The sequence below is a fragment of the Streptomyces sp. NBC_01446 genome, assembly GCF_026340095.1.
Lineage (GTDB): Bacteria > Actinomycetota > Actinomycetes > Streptomycetales > Streptomycetaceae > Streptomyces > Streptomyces aureus.
This window is the reverse complement of the sequence record NZ_JAPEPO010000003.1, coordinates 1,095,697-1,109,362: the sequence shown is the minus strand read 5'-3', so window position 1 is coordinate 1,109,362 and position 13,666 is coordinate 1,095,697. Positions and strand designations below refer to the sequence as shown.

14 protein-coding genes are annotated in these 13,666 nt (G+C 70.4%); 8 read left to right on the top strand and 6 right to left on the bottom strand.

Annotated features, from left to right (window positions below):
* Window positions 1-294: 294 nt before the first annotated feature.
* Together OG456_RS49805 and OG456_RS49800 are read left to right on the top strand one after the other, a co-directional pair.
* Window positions 295-1,749 (top strand): ferredoxin reductase family protein, encoded by a 1,455-nt coding sequence (locus OG456_RS49805; protein ID WP_266571717.1) that lies wholly within the window; start codon window positions 295-297, stop codon window positions 1,747-1,749.
* A 31-nt stretch (window positions 1,750-1,780) separates the two neighbouring features.
* Window positions 1,781-1,954 carry a hypothetical protein gene (locus tag OG456_RS49800; protein ID WP_266571716.1) on the top strand — a complete coding sequence of 58 codons (174 nt, stop codon included), beginning with the start codon at window positions 1,781-1,783 and terminating at the stop codon, window positions 1,952-1,954.
* Window positions 1,955-1,974: 20 nt separating this feature from the next.
* Here the strand turns inward: OG456_RS49800 and OG456_RS49795 are convergent, their stop codons facing one another.
* The gene (locus tag OG456_RS49795; RefSeq protein ID WP_266571715.1) at window positions 1,975-2,691 is read right to left on the bottom strand and encodes a Clp protease N-terminal domain-containing protein; all 717 of its coding nucleotides are present in this window, start codon (window positions 2,689-2,691) and stop codon (window positions 1,975-1,977) included.
* The gene (locus tag OG456_RS49790) at window positions 2,688-2,909 is read right to left on the bottom strand and encodes a helix-turn-helix domain-containing protein (protein WP_116502088.1); all 222 of its coding nucleotides are present in this window, start codon (window positions 2,907-2,909) and stop codon (window positions 2,688-2,690) included. Before OG456_RS49790 ends, OG456_RS49795 begins: the two co-directional genes overlap by 4 nt.
* A 121-nt stretch (window positions 2,910-3,030) precedes the next feature.
* Between OG456_RS49790 and OG456_RS49785 the strand changes: the two genes are divergently transcribed.
* The 6 genes from OG456_RS49785 (at window position 3,031) to OG456_RS49760 (ending at window position 9,420) form a co-directional block, all read left to right on the top strand.
* Window positions 3,031-4,239, top strand: a complete 1,209-nt coding sequence (locus tag OG456_RS49785) for a nitrate/nitrite transporter (protein ID WP_266571714.1) — start codon at window positions 3,031-3,033, stop codon at window positions 4,237-4,239.
* A 126-nt stretch (window positions 4,240-4,365) separates the two neighbouring features.
* Complete coding sequence (locus tag OG456_RS49780) at window positions 4,366-5,484, top strand: MFS transporter (protein WP_266571713.1); 1,119 nt, start codon at window positions 4,366-4,368, stop codon at window positions 5,482-5,484.
* Window positions 5,481-7,781: a molybdopterin oxidoreductase family protein gene (locus OG456_RS49775; RefSeq protein ID WP_266571712.1), complete on the top strand. Its 2,301-nt coding sequence runs from the start codon at window positions 5,481-5,483 to the stop codon at window positions 7,779-7,781. The genes OG456_RS49780 and OG456_RS49775 overlap by 4 nt, the downstream gene beginning before the upstream one ends.
* A 9-nt stretch (window positions 7,782-7,790) precedes the next feature.
* A complete protein-coding gene (locus OG456_RS49770; protein WP_266571711.1) occupies window positions 7,791-8,393 on the top strand; it encodes a 4Fe-4S dicluster domain-containing protein in 603 nt (200 codons plus the stop codon).
* Window positions 8,390-9,046, top strand: a complete 657-nt coding sequence (locus OG456_RS49765; protein WP_266571710.1) for a ubiquinol-cytochrome c reductase iron-sulfur subunit — start codon at window positions 8,390-8,392, stop codon at window positions 9,044-9,046. Before OG456_RS49770 ends, OG456_RS49765 begins: the two co-directional genes overlap by 4 nt.
* The gene (locus OG456_RS49760) at window positions 9,043-9,420 is read left to right on the top strand and encodes a hypothetical protein (protein ID WP_266571709.1); all 378 of its coding nucleotides are present in this window, start codon (window positions 9,043-9,045) and stop codon (window positions 9,418-9,420) included. Before OG456_RS49765 ends, OG456_RS49760 begins: the two co-directional genes overlap by 4 nt.
* Window positions 9,421-9,576: 156 nt before the next feature.
* Here the strand turns inward: OG456_RS49760 and OG456_RS49755 are convergent, their stop codons facing one another.
* The 4 genes from OG456_RS49755 to OG456_RS49740 form a co-directional block, all read right to left on the bottom strand.
* Window positions 9,577-10,221 (bottom strand): response regulator transcription factor, encoded by a 645-nt coding sequence (locus tag OG456_RS49755; RefSeq protein ID WP_266571708.1) that lies wholly within the window; start codon window positions 10,219-10,221, stop codon window positions 9,577-9,579.
* A gap of 112 nt (window positions 10,222-10,333) precedes the next feature.
* A complete protein-coding gene (locus OG456_RS49750) occupies window positions 10,334-11,707 on the bottom strand; it encodes a sensor histidine kinase (RefSeq protein WP_266571707.1) in 1,374 nt (457 codons plus the stop codon).
* A 39-nt stretch (window positions 11,708-11,746) separates the two neighbouring features.
* The gene (locus tag OG456_RS49745; protein ID WP_266571706.1) at window positions 11,747-12,406 is read right to left on the bottom strand and encodes a hypothetical protein; all 660 of its coding nucleotides are present in this window, start codon (window positions 12,404-12,406) and stop codon (window positions 11,747-11,749) included.
* Between the two features lie 212 nt (window positions 12,407-12,618).
* Window positions 12,619-13,503, bottom strand: coding sequence for an aminoglycoside phosphotransferase family protein (locus OG456_RS49740; RefSeq protein ID WP_266571705.1), 885 nt, complete (start codon window positions 13,501-13,503; stop codon window positions 12,619-12,621).
* Window positions 13,504-13,666: the final 163 nt, after the last annotated feature.

The window sequence follows — 13,666 nt, the reverse complement described above, 5'->3', positions numbered from 1 at the left end:
GGTTCGTATCTCGCTCCACAGGGGCGTCGGGTCCCCGGCCTGTCCGACATTGTGTACAAGAAGTCGAAGTCCTTTGTGCGGTACGGGAGTCACTCTTGTCCGCGACGGTGACCTCCTGGCGAAGAGGCCGGAAACGTGGAGCAGCGTTTCCGGCGCGGTCGTGCGGCCCTGCGTCCGGGTTGGAGGCGGCCGTGGCTTAACCACTCGTGAGGCGATCCTCAAGCCCGCCTTAAGGATCAGTACGAAGGCCCTGACCTGGCCTTCTTCACCCCTCCCCACCCCTACTGTGGCTGCGTGACGACCGAGGCCGCCAGCGCATCCGAACTCTCCAGGTACCCCGCACTGAACGCGTACCTGCGCCACGTCGAGGGCCCAGGCGCGGAACTCCCGCCCATACCCCCGCGGCCCACCCGCCAGCCCCGCATCGGCCGCCCCGCCGCGCCCCTTCGCAACTCGCCCCGCGCGCTGCGCGCCGGCATCGTCGCGGGCGGCACCGGCGTCAGCGCCCTCTGGGCCGTGCAAGCCGAACCGTCGGCGCGCCTCGACGCGCTCTTCGCGACCGGCGCACACCTCACCGGACTGCTCGCCGGCTACGGCATACTCGTCATGCTCTTCCTCATGGCGCGCATCCCCGCGGTCGAGCACGGAGTCGGCGCCGACCGCCTCGCCCGCCGTCACGCCACCGGGGGCCGCCACGTCCTGGAGCTGTGCGCGGCCCATCTGGTCCTCGCGGTGTGCGGATACGCCACCCACGCCGGCACCGACCTCGTCTCCACCGTCGTGGACCTCCTCGGCTACCCGGCCATCGCGGCCGCGTCCGCCGGTATGGGCCTGCTCGTCGCCGTCGGCGTGAGCAGCGCTCGTGCGGTGCGCCGCCGCGTCACCCACGAGACGTGGCGGGCCCTGCATCTGCTCACGTACCTGGGCGCCGCGTTGGGCTTCGTCCATCAACTCGCGGGCCCGGACGTGGCAAGCGACGTGGTCACGCGGTGGCTTTGGGCCCTCCTGCACGCGACAGTCGCCGTGCTGCTCGTCTGGTACCGGCTGGTCGTGCCCATCCATCAGGCGCTACGGCACAGCCTGCGCGTGGTCGCCGTCCATGGCGAAGGGCCCGGCGTCTTCTCCGTCGTCATGCAGGGAATCGGGCTCGACGGGCTGCGTGCCGAGCCCGGCCAGTTCTTGCGCTGGCGATTCCTCAGGGGCGGGCTGTGGCACACGTCGCTCCCGTTCTCCCTCTCGGCGCCGGTGCGGGGCGACGAACTGCGTATCACCGTCAAGGCACTTGGCCGGCACACGCGCCGCGTCCGCAGAATCGCGCCGGGCACGCGCGTCCTGGCCACCGGCCCGTTCGGCGCGCTCACCGCGCACCGCCGCACCCGGCGCAAGGTACTGCTCCTGGCGGGCGGCGTCGGCATCACACCCCTGCGGGCCTTGTTCGAGACGCTGCCGGGAGCGCCGGGCGACCTCACTCTCCTCTACCGCGCGAGCACGACCGAACATCTCTTCCTGAGCGGGGAGTTGGAGGCGATCGCCCGCGGCAGGCAGGCGGCCCTGCACTATCTGCTCGGCCCGTCGGACGCCTCGTTCGACCCGCTCGCACCGCAGGCCCTGCGCAATCTCGTGCCCGAACTCGCCGAGCACGACGTGTACGTGTGCGGGCCGCCCGGCATGACGGCCGCGGCCACGACGGCGCTGGTACGGGCCGGGGTGCCCGAGGACCACATCCACGCAGAGTGCTTCACGTTCTGACCCGGCCCGGACCGAAACAGAGAGACCCACCATGGGACGCCACCGCAAGCCCGCAGGCCCCACGCCCCTCCCCACTCTTACGGCCCGCCGCCGTCTTGCGGCGGGGCTCGCGGGGGCCAGCGCGCTCGTCGCGACGTTCCTCGTCCTCACCGTCGACCCGACGGCCCCGCCCGCCCCCGACCGGACCACGGCGACGGCGCCTTGATGACCGGGGGGAGGAGGGGATCAGCTCGCCTGCCGGTACCGGTCAGTGATCGCGGTGCGCAACGCCGGGGCCGAGGCGCCGAGCGCCGACAGCACTGAAGGCACGAGGCCGCTGGTCATGGTGACGAGGCTGAGGCCGAGGTGCTCGACGCCGATGTAACTGTCGTGCCGGGCCTGTGCCTCGCGGACGGTGTTCGCAAGGCTCTCCTTGGCGCGAGGAGAGAACCGGATGTGCCCGCCGGAGCGAGCGCCGGCGACTTGGTACAAGCCGGCGGGGGCGGCGGCCGCTGCCGTGAGGACGGGGCGTCGGGCGGCGCGCCGCCGGCGCCAGTGGCGGGCGAGAGCCGTGGGCACTGCGCGACGCGGGCCGCGCCTCGAAGGGCGGCGTCCACTGTGGACGGCGCTGTCGGCGCGCGCGAGGGCTTCCGGTCCGAAGGACTCCTCGATCCTGGCGCGCACCGCGTCGATATCGATCCCCACGGACGCCAGCGCGTCCCGGTTGAGGGTGCCGAACAGACGGGACCCGGCCCCGAGTCCGACCAGACGCACGATCTCCTCCTCCACGCCCTCCGGCGTCACGCCGTGCTCACGCAGTACGGCGCTCGCGGGCTGGTCCAGGGAGACGAGGGCGAGCAGGAGATGCTCCGGGCCGACGTGGTTGTGGCCGAGCCGGCGGGCGTGTTCCTGGGTGTGGACCACCACGGTGCGGGCGTCCGGGCTGAAGCGTTCGAACATCATCGACTCCCCATCAGTCGGCCGTACTTGCGGTGCACGGTCTGTTTGGTGACGCCGAGCCGCTCCGCGATGTCCTGCCAGGACCAGCCCAGCTTGCGGGCGTTCTCCACCTGGAGGATCTCCAGTCGTTCGGTGAGTTCTCGTAGGGCGGCCACCGCGCGGAGCCCGGTGTCCGGGTCGCTGCTGGCGGCGCCCTCGGCGATTTCGAGTGTGCTCTCCATGGCCGTCAACATATGCTGACGCTCGACGAGTGTCAACATATGCTGACGCGAGCCCGGGGTGCGCGAATCGATCGGAGCACCAGATCAGGCCGGACATCCCCTGCCTTCCTGGCATCGGCATGTGGAACACCTTGCACCGGAGCAGACGACCACCCGGCCGCCCTCAGCGGCCTACCGCAACCTGGCCGTGGCCACCGTCGGCTTCACCCTCACCTTCTGGGCCTGGGCCCTCATCGCTCCCCTCGGCAGCGACTTCGGGGAACGTCTGAACCTGAGCTCGTTCAGCCAGTCGCTCCTCGTCGCGGTGCCCGTCATCGTGGGTTCCCTCGGCCGCGTACCCGTCGGCGCGCTCACGGACCTCTACGGCGCCAAGCGGATGTTCCCGCTGGTCTCGGCCCTGACGATCATCCCGGTGCTCCTGGTCATCCCCGCCAGGGACTCCTTCGTCGCCATGCTCGGCGTCGGCTTCCTCCTCGGTGTCGGCGGCACCACGTTCGCCATCGGCATCCCGCTCGTGAACTCGTGGTTCCCGCCCGCCCACCGGGGATTCGCGCTCGGTATCTTCGGTATGGGCATGGGCGGTGTCGCCCTGTCCGGCTACTTCACACCGCGCATCGCCAAGCACGGTGAGAACCTGCCGTTCATCGTGGTCGCCGTCGCGCTGGCCGCGTTCGCGCTGCTCGCGCTGGTCCTCATCACAGACCGCCCCGACCGGCCGGTCCCCACCAGCCCGCTCGCCACCCGGCTCGGGCAGGCGGGACGTCTGAGGGTGACGTGGGAACTGTCGTTCCTCTACGCGATCGGGTTCGGCGGCATCGTCGCGTTCGGCGTATACCTGCCCACGTATCTCAAGACCTGGTACGAGCTCGACCCGACCGACGCGGGCACCAAGGCGGCCGGGTTCGCCCTGGGCACGGTCATCTTCCGGCCGATCGGCGGCTGGCTGTCCGACCGTGTCCACCCGGCCACCGTCACCGCCTGCGCCCTCGCCGTCGTCGCGCTCTTCGCGATCGTCCAGGCCTTCGACCCGAAGCTGAACCCCGTGGGCACGATCTGCTTCCTGGTGATGGCCGCCGGACTCGGCACGGCCAGCGGCAGCGTGTTCGCGCTCGTCTCCCAGGTCACTCCGCAACCGCAGGTCGGCTCCGTCACCGGCATCGTCGGCGCGATGGGCGGCCTCGGCGGCTTCGTGCCCCCGCTCGTCATGGGCGCGGTCTACAGCGCCGAGAACTCGTACTCCATCGGATTCATGCTGCTGTCCGACCTCGCTCTCGCCGGCTGCGTCTACGCGTACGGCCGCATGCGGAACATCGGGGCGGAACGGCCGTAGGGCGTGTGTGCGGCCTCGTCATGGGCCGGGCGGGCGTGCCCCATTGAGCGCGCGTCCCGCCGACACGTCACTCGCACGCCTCCCAGAACGGTCGAAACAGGTATAAAGCTTCCTATCGTGGGCCGGGTGACTGAGCCACCCGCACCCCCCGCCGCCGCCTCGAACGCGGCCCCCACCCTGGACGCGCCACCGCCTGCCGGCGTGGCCGGCGGGCCCGGACCGCGTTCCGTCGCACGGCGGGCCACGCTCGCCGGCACCATCGTGTCTGTGCTGCTGATCCTGGCCATCGTGTTCGGCAGCCGGATGCTCCAGGACTTCGACTCGGCGCTCCTCCCGTACGCCGTCGCGACCGTGTTCCTGGCCTTCGGTGTCGCCTACCGCTACACCGTGTGGATCTCCGCCCCGGGCGCGCGCCGACTGTTCAAGCAAGGCTGGCGCAGCCTGTTCTCGGCCGACAACTTCCGCAAGGCGCCCACCGCGCTGCCGGGGATGATCGCCACCTACCTCGGCTTCCAGAAGTTCCTCGGCGCCCGCTCGCACGCCCGCTGGGCCGCCCACCAGCTGATCTTCTGGGGCTGCATCCTGGCCTCCCTGATCACCTTCCCGCTGACCTGGGGGTGGTTCACGTTCACCTCCCCGTCCGGCTCGGGCCCCGGCTACGCGATGCGGATCTGGGGCATCAAGGTCATCGGCTTCGACTCGCTGAACATCCTCGGCTGGCTGATGTTCCACGGCCTGGACATCGCCGCCGTCCTGGTGATCCCCGGCGCCTCGTACTTCCTCTGGCGGCGTATGAAGGACCGCGGAGCGATGACCGGCCAGCGATTCGCCTACGACCTGGTCCCGTTGATCGCCCTGATCGTCATCTCGGTGACGGGCCTGCTCCTCACCTTCTCGTCGATCTTCCTGCACGGCGGCGGCTACGAGTTCCTGGCGATCCTGCACATGGTGTCGGTGGTATTCACCCTCATCTACATCCCGTTCGGGAAGTTCTTCCACATCGTGCAGCGGCCGGCCGCCGTCGGCATGCAGCTGTTCAAGTACACGGCCCGCAAGGACGAACAGCTTTTCCACTGCAAGCGCTGCGGTCAGCTGATCGACACCGCCCCGTACATCGAGAACCTCCAGGGCACCATGCGCGACCTCAAGCTCGACTTCGACACCTGGACCGAGTACTGCCCGCGCTGCAAGCGGGTGCTGCGCGGTAGCGCATACCTCAGCGACGTGAAGAAGGGCTTCAAGTGACCCGGCAGTACATCCCGCTCGACCCCTCCATCGCGCCGCCCGGCACCCGCAACTTCCGTGACGCGGGCGGCATCCCGGCCGACCAGTGGCATGCCGACCAGAACGGCGAGACCCTCGTCCCCACACACTGCTGCTTCTGCGGCGTGCAGTGCGGGATGTATCTGCGCGTCGACAAGGGCGGCAAGGTGTTCGGTGTCGAGCCCCGCAACCACGACATCAACCGGATGCGGCTCTGCCCCAAGGGCATCAACGCCTACCAGCAGGTCAACCACCCGGACCGGCTGACCGCCCCCCTCATGCGCCGCTCCCGCGACGAACCCTTCCGCGAGGCGACCTGGGAGGAAGCCCTCGACTTCACCGTCTCCGAGATCCGCCGCATCCAATCCGCCCACGGCAACGACGCGTTCGGGGTGCTCGGCGGGGCGAGCCTGTTCTCCGAAAAGACGTATCTGGTCGGCAAGTTCGCGCGCGTCGCCCTCAAGACGAAGCACGTCGACTACAACGGCCGCCTGTGCATGGTCTCCGCCGCCGGAGCCAACAAGCTGTCCTTCGGGATCGACCGGGCCGGCAACCCGTTCTCCGACATCCTCCTCTCCGACTGCCTGCTGATCGCCGGGTCGAACGTGGGGGAGTGCTTCCCGGTCATGACCCAGTACGTGTGGGGCGCCCGCGACCGCGGCGCCGTCCTCATCGTCATCGACCCGCGCGAGACGGCCATCGCCCGCACGGCCGACATCCACGTCGCCCTCAAGCCGGGCACCGACTCGGCGTTCTTCAACGCCGTACTGAACGTCGTCATCCGCGAGAACCTCCTCGACGAGGAGTACGTGGCCGCCCACGCCACCGGCTGGGACGAGGTCAAGGACACCGTCGCGACGTACACCCCGGAACGGGCCGCAGAGATCTGCGGGATCCCCGCCGCTCAGGTCGTCCAGGTCGCCAGGGCCTTCGCGGGCGCCGACAACGCCATGGCGTGGCACGCCCGGGGCATCGAGCACCACTCGCAGGGCGTCGAGAACTGCCTCACCGTCATCAACCTCTGCGTGGCCACCGGCAACATCGGCAAGCCGGGCGCCGGCTACGGGACCCTCACCGGCCAGGGCAACGGCCAGGGCGGCCGCGAGCACGGCCAGAAGGCCGACCTGCTGCCCGGCGGGCGCTCCATCCTGAACCCGGACCACCGACGGCAGATCTGCGAGATCTGGGGCATCGAGGAGTCCGAACTCCCCGCGGCCGGCACGTCGATGATGGAAATGGTCTGGCAGATGCAGCGCCAGGAGATCCGCGGCCTGATCGGCATCTGCAACAACCCGTTCGTCTCCCTCCCCAACTACAAGACGGTCAAGGACGGTTACGACACCCTCGAGTTCCACGCCCAGTTCGACTTCTTCCTCTCCGAGACGGCGGACAACGCCCACGTCGTCTTCCCCGTCACCACCTGGGCCGAGGACGAGGGCGTGATGGCCAACGCCGAGGCCCGGGTGGTCAAGCACAACAAGGCCCAGGAGCCGCCGGAGGGCGTACGCACCGACACCTGGGTGATGTGCCGGCTGGCCCAACGCCTGGGCGTGGGCGACAAGTTCGACTTTCCCGGCGCCCGCGAGGTCTTCGAGGAACTGCGCATCGCGTCGGCCGGCACGGTCAACGACTACTACGGAATCACCTACGAACGCCTGGAAGAGACCGGCGGCATCGCCTGGCCGTGCCCCACCACCGACCACCCCGGCACCCCCCGCCTCTTCGAGGACGGCAGGTCGTACCACCCCGACGGCAAGATCCACCTCCAGACCGTGGAGTGGCACCCGCCGATGGACCCGTACGACGACGACCACCCCATGTCGCTCACCACCGGCCGCACCGTCGCCCACTTCCTGTCCGGCAACCAGACACGGAGGCTCGGCGCCCTCGTCGAACAGACCCCACGCCCATGGGCGGAGGTCCACCCCTCGCATGGCTTCAAGAACGGTGACCCGGTACGCGTCGTGACGCGCCGGGGCAGTGAGGTCTTCCCCGCCCTGGTCACCGAGGCGATCCGCCCCGACACCGTCTTCGTGCCGTACCACTGGCCGGTCCCCACGGCCGCCAACGCGCTCACCATCGACGCCCTCGACCCCCGATCCAAGATCCCCGAGTACAAGGTCTGCGCCTGCCGCATCGAGGCCGCCGAACAGATCGACGAGGTGCCGGCGCCCCCGACCGCGCCGGGCCAGGTCGCGTACCCGGAAGCCCAGGTGTCCCGCACCGACCCCCTGCCGCCCACGGCCCCGCAGGGCCGTGGCACCGCCGAGAGGAGCTGAGGTCACGCCATGATGGGTAGAACGATCTTCATCGACCCGGGGCGGTGCATCGGCTGCCAGGCGTGTGTGTCCGCCTGCCGGGAGTGCGACTCGCACCGGGGCAAGTCCATGATTCACCTCGACTACCCCGACGAGGGCCACTCCGTGGCGTCCCTTCCCACGGTGTGCATGCACTGCGAGGACCCGGTCGCCCCGTGCGCCGAGGTGTGTCCCGCCGACGCGATCCTGGTGACGGCCGACGGTGTGGTGCAGCAGGCCGACACCACCCGCTGCATCGGCTGCGCCAACTGCGTCAACGCCTGCCCCTTCGGCGTACCGAAGATCGACCTCCAGGCCAAGCTGCAGATGAAGTGCAATCTCTGCTACGACCGCACCGCCTACGGTCTCGCCCCCATGTGTGCCACGGTCTGCCCGACCGGCGCGCTCTTCTACGGAACGCTCGAGGAACTCCAGACCGAACGCCCGGGCGTCCAGGTCGCGGACTCCTTCACGTTCGGCGACGTCGTCGTCAACACCGGCGTGGCGATGGTCGTCCCCGCCGACAAGGTCCAGTGGCCGGTGCCCGGAGGGCTGCCGATCGTCCAGGTCAACGGGAAGGACGTGACCCGATGAGCGTCACCGAGCAGCCCCCTGTCCCCGAACACGGCACCGACGACAACTCGGCCCAGGCGGCGCTCGAGGACCGCATCTCCGCCGACTCCCTCACCACGCGCCGCGACTACCTCCGTATCGTCGCCACCGTCTCCGGCGGCCTGGCCGTCGGAGGCATCGCCGTCGCCGGGGGAGTGCTGCGCCGGCACGGCGACACCAACGGCGCGCCGGACGCCAAGCGGATCACGGACCGGCTCGCCCCCGGCGAGTCCATCGCCTTCCGCTACCCCGGCGAGGACGACCGCGCCGTCGCCGTCCGCCTCACGGACGGCAGCCTCGTCGGCTACTCCGCCGTCTGTACGCACCTGGCCTGCGGCGTCCTGTGGCGCAAGGACCGCGGCAGCGAGGGCGAGTTGTACTGCCCCTGCCATGAAGGCGTCTTCGACGCCCGCACCGGCGAGGTCACCGCGGGCCCGCCACCGCGCGGCCTGCCCAAGGTACTGCTCGTGGAACAGGCCGACGGCAGCGTCTGGGCGGTCGCCACGGCCCGCTCCGGCGAAAGCCCCCAGGACGCGGTGTGCCGCGAGTTCGCCGGCCAGCAGCCTGCCGCGAGGGCCCAGCTGGGCTGCCCCGTCGCGAACGGCGCCAACGGGGAGAGGAACCAGCAGACATGAGCACCGAACAGCCCGAAGGCCTCCCCCCGATGCCCGACTACACCCCCGGCAGCGCCCAGCCGCGCCTCAACCGCCCCGTCCAGGAGCGCTACCCGCAGATCCGCCCGACCAGCGGCTACGGCGACCCCCGGATCCAGCGCACGGGTCCGGGCCCCGGCGCAGGCAGCGACCAGGAGCCGGAACGCTCCTCGAAACTCACCGCCCGTCTCGTCCTGGCGATGACCGTCGTCATCGGCCAGCTCTGGGGCCTCAGCGTGATCGTCAACGAGTGGATGATGGGTGAGACCGGCACGGCCTGGTGGGGCGCGGGCTTCCTGTGCCTGTCCTTCCTGGTGGTCCTGGGGCTGTGGCTGCTCGACCCGAAGGACCGCTGAACTCCCCTCCAAACGGGGTTAGTTACGCCCATAGGCTCGACCTGAGCCCCTGCGGGCCGGTGTCAATCACGGCCCACAGGTTCGACCTGAATCCCAGCGGACCGGCGTCAACCACGGCCCACAGGTCCGCCCTGAACCCCAACGGACCGGCGTCGCCTACGACTCCAGGTAGCGCAGTACGGCCAGCACGCGCCGGTTCGCGTCCTCCGACGCGGGCAGGGCCAGCTTGCCGAAGACGGCCGCGACGTGTTTCTCGACCGTGCCCGCCGACACCACCAGCGTCTGCGCGATCGCGGCGTTCGTCCTGCCCTCGGCCATCAGCGCCAGCACCTCGCGCTCGCGTGCCGTCAGCGACTCCAGGTCGTCCCCACGACGGCTCGCACCGGCCAACTGTGTGACCACTTCCGGGTCGAGAGCGGTGCCACCGGCGGCGACGCGGGACAGGGAGTCGGTGAACTCGGCGACGTTCGCGACCCGGTCCTTGAGCAGGTAGCCGACCCCGGCGGAGCCCGCGGCGAGCAGCCGGGTCGCGTACTTCGTCTCGATGTACTGGGAGAACAGCAGTACACCCGTGCCCGGGTGCTCGCGCCGGATGCCGATCGCGGCTCGCAGGCCCTCGTCGGTGTGTGTCGGCGGCATCCGGATGTCGACGACGGTGACGTCGGGCCGGTGCTCGGCGACGGCGGCGAGGAGCGTGTCGCCGTCGGGCACGGCCGCGCACACCTCGTGGCCACGCTCGGTGAGCATCTGGGCAAGCAACTCCCGCAACACGGCGGCATCTTCGGCGATCACGATGCGCATGGGGGCATGCTCTCACGGGTCCGATCGGGGGACGGCAGACGCCGACGTGCTGCGCGCGCCCCGTCCGCGATGTCACTCACAGCGTCATCCATGGCGTCCGTCACGGTGTCACTCATGCGTGGAGCGGCAGTTCCACCGTCACCGCGGTCGGCCCGCCGCTCGGGCTCGACACGTCGAGGCGCCCGTCCACCGTCCGCACCCGCTGCTGAAGGCCCGTCAACCCGCTTCCGGCGCCGAGCGTTGCCCCGCCTCGGCCGTCGTCCGTAACCCGTAGCCGCAGCAACCCGTCCTCCTGCGCCACTCGCAACACCGTCCGGCGCGCGCCGCTGTGCTTGATGACGTTGGTGAGCAGCTCCGCCGCGCAGAAGTAGGCGATCGTCTCGATCGCCGGCGTCGGCCGCTGCGTCACGTCCACCGAGAGCTCCACGGGCACGGTGCTCCGCGCGGCCAGTGTCGACAGCGCGTCGGACAGGCCGTCGTCGAGGGCCGGGGGGTGGATACCGCGCGCCAGGTCACGCAGCTCGGCGAGGGCCTCGGTGGCGTTGCGGTGCGCGGTGTCCACGAGTTGCCGTACCCGAGCCGGGTCCGCGACCGGTTCTCCGTCCCTGCCCAGCCGCTCCTTCGCCATGTCGAGGCTCATCGCCAACGCGACCAGCCGGACCTGTGCCCCGTCGTGCAGGTCGCGCTCCAGGCGGCGCAGCAGAGCCGCCGAGTCGTCGACGGCGAGAGCGCGGCTCTCCTCCAAACTCCTCACACGTTCGGCGAGTTGGCCCGGGCCGAGCAGTGCCCGGATGAGCCAGCGGTCCACGGCGACGACGCCACGCGTGAACCAGGGCGCCGCCAGCAGCGTCACCACGCCGATCGCCGCCGCAACGAAGGTCCCGGCGAAACTCGTGCTGTGCGGGGCGCCACCGCCGAAGGGGATCGGCGTGATCGTCGGCATCCCCGCCTCGCCGGCAGCCGGGCGCTGGTGGAAGACCGCCCAGCGAAGTGGTGCGGAGAGATTGAGCAGGGCGGTCAGCCACCAGCCGACGGCGTACAGGCCGAAGGCGGCGACGGGCAGCTTCACCAGGACGTACGCTACCGAACGCCACCCCGCCGCATCGCGCAGCCGAGCGTCCAGCCGCGCGAACGCCTTCCCCGTCGGCAGCAGCCGCGGCGGCGCATCCGCCCGCTCGCCCAGCAACCCCTGGGCGAGCCGGCGATGCACGGCGGCGCAGCCGCGCGCGAGGCCGACCGCCGCGACGACGAGCGCAAGCCCGAGGACGGTGCCGACGAGGGAGGCGGTGAGACCGGTGCCGAGGGCGAGCAGGACGAGCACGAGGACGGTGCCGACGACGGTCAGGGGGAAACCGATCAGGCAGTACGCGACTTCGGCCCAGGCGCGAGCCGTGAACGGCGCGCGCAGGACGGCGCCCGGGGAGAACCGACGTGAGGGCTCGGCCCGCGCGCCTTCCCGCGGACGCTCCCCGGCTGACTCGTGCATGGCTCAAGTCTCCTGTACGTAAGTACCTATGCGTGTACGTCACTGCCGTACGTCTCTGCTGTACGTGCCTGGTGTAGGTACCGGCGTACGTATCTGCCGCGGGGCGGTTACGCGTCCCGGCGCGTCAGCAGCCAGCCTCCCGCGCCGAGCGCTGCAAGTACGTATACGCACAGCACCCCGAAGCCCACCTATGGCGAGAGTACGTCGGCCACCGGCTTGGAGACGGCGAGCGAGTTCCCGGCGATCATGGTCGGGAAGTACTTCGCCACCGTGACCCCGGTGAGCCCCGACAGCGCCGCGGGCAGCACGTACAGCAGCCCGACCAGTGCTCCGACGGCCGCGGCCGTGTACCGGACGACGGGCGCCCAGCGCGATACCGAGCAGCCCGACCATGGCGAGATAGGCGCCCGAAAGAACCACCGCGCGCAGCACACCCGGGTCGCCGAGGCCGGGCACCGGAACGCCGTCGGAGAGCGCGAGCCGCCCGGCGAAGAAGGGGGCGAACGCGACCAGTTCGCCGAGGATCAACGTCACCGTGCCGAAGACGCCCGCCTTGGCGGCGAGGAGCAGGGGCCGGTTCGGGACCGCGGCGAGTGTGGAGCGGATCGCGCCGGAGGCGTACTCGCCGGTGACCACGAGCACGCCGAGTACGCCGACGATCAGCTGGCCGAGGGCGATCCTGGCCAGCACGTTGTTCACCGGGTCGTATGTGTCGGCCTGGTCCGGGCACTGGGGGAGCGTGGGTGTTGGCCATGGTCACGATGCCGATGACGAGCATCCCGGCGACGGTGGCCACCAGCGTCCACAGGGTGGAGCGCAGGCTGCGCAGTTTGATCACTCCATCCGCGCGGCGTGGGCCAATCCCCCTGGGGGTTTCCCGAGGGGAGGGGTGTCTGCTGCGGTGGGGGGCTTCAGCCCCGTCCCTCCGCGCGATGGAGAAGGATCAGCGTGCGCTCGAGGAGCTTGCCCACGTTCTGAATGCCCAGTTGAAGGTTCCGCTGGTGCACGAAGACGGTGAGGTCGAGGGCGACCTGGGCGAAGCAGTAGGCCAGAACACCGGGTCCGGCCACTTGCTCGCCGGCGTCGCACAGCATCTCAAGAGCCCCGGGAGTGAAGTCGTGGGCGCTCAGAAGCGTCGCGTAGTCGAAGACTCTCGTGCCGCTGCCCAGTGCCTCGATGTCGATGACGCCACTGACGCGGTCCGCGTCGAACAGGATGTTGCCGGGGCGGAAGTCGCCGTGGACCAGGTCCTCGGTGGGCAGGGTGACAGGTCCGTGGGCGGCGAGAAGCCGCTCGCAGGCGTGGACGAGGTCCTGTCCGGTCGGTCCGGTCCCGGCCGTCTGCCGCCAAAGGTCCTCACCGGCCATGCGGGTGGTCACGAACTCCGACCAGCATCGCTGCGGGTCGGGGTCGAGACCGGCGTGCATCTCCAGGACGCCGATCAGCAACCGGGCCTCGCTCGCGGTCACTTGTGGTCTGGTGTGACCAGGTGCGAATTCCTGGATCTGGTATCCGAAGCCGTCGGCGCTGGTGCCGACGGCGAGCCAGGCGGGGGTCGGATATCCGGCAGTGCGGATCTTGGCGACGCCAGCGGCGGCCCGTTCGATCTGAGGGGCCCAGGAGAGGTCCGGGCTCCACTTCAGTACGGCATGTCGGCCGGTGTCATCGGTGAGGAGCCAGGCCCCTGACTGGACTCCGTCGTCGAACCGTCGAAGCAGTTGGAACTGCACGCCATGCGCGTGGTTGGCCTCACGCAGGACCGCTTGGGCGGTGCGCGTGTCATCTTCGTCAGACATGGTGTTCCGGGGCACGGAGACCTCCTGGTCAAGCCGAATGTCGAACGTGCGCAGGGGACACTACGAGGGACGCTCCCCGGAGCGCACCTCGTTTACCGGCTGTGGATGCCGGCGGCGGCCCTGGATCGAACTGTCGGCGCCCGCCCGGAGGTTGGTCCCGGCG

Bases quoted from the DNA above. Each gene is read 5' to 3' on its own strand.
- OG456_RS49760 (WP_266571709.1), top strand. From the start codon at position 9,043: ATGAGCACCGAACAGCCCGAAGGCCTCCCCCCGATGCCCGACTACACC.
- OG456_RS49800 (WP_266571716.1), top strand. From the start codon at position 1,781: ATGGGACGCCACCGCAAGCCCGCAGGCCCCACGCCCCTCCCCACTCTT.
- OG456_RS49740 (WP_266571705.1), bottom strand. From the start codon at position 13,503: ATGTCTGACGAAGATGACACGCGCACCGCCCAAGCGGTCCTGCGTGAG.
- OG456_RS49790 (WP_116502088.1), bottom strand. From the start codon at position 2,909: ATGGAGAGCACACTCGAAATCGCCGAGGGCGCCGCCAGCAGCGACCCG.
- OG456_RS49795 (WP_266571715.1), bottom strand. From the start codon at position 2,691: ATGATGTTCGAACGCTTCAGCCCGGACGCCCGCACCGTGGTGGTCCAC.
- OG456_RS49770 (WP_266571711.1), top strand. From the start codon at position 7,791: ATGATGGGTAGAACGATCTTCATCGACCCGGGGCGGTGCATCGGCTGC.
- OG456_RS49765 (WP_266571710.1), top strand. From the start codon at position 8,390: ATGAGCGTCACCGAGCAGCCCCCTGTCCCCGAACACGGCACCGACGAC.
- OG456_RS49750 (WP_266571707.1), bottom strand. From the start codon at position 11,707: ATGCACGAGTCAGCCGGGGAGCGTCCGCGGGAAGGCGCGCGGGCCGAG.
- OG456_RS49755 (WP_266571708.1), bottom strand. From the start codon at position 10,221: ATGCGCATCGTGATCGCCGAAGATGCCGCCGTGTTGCGGGAGTTGCTT.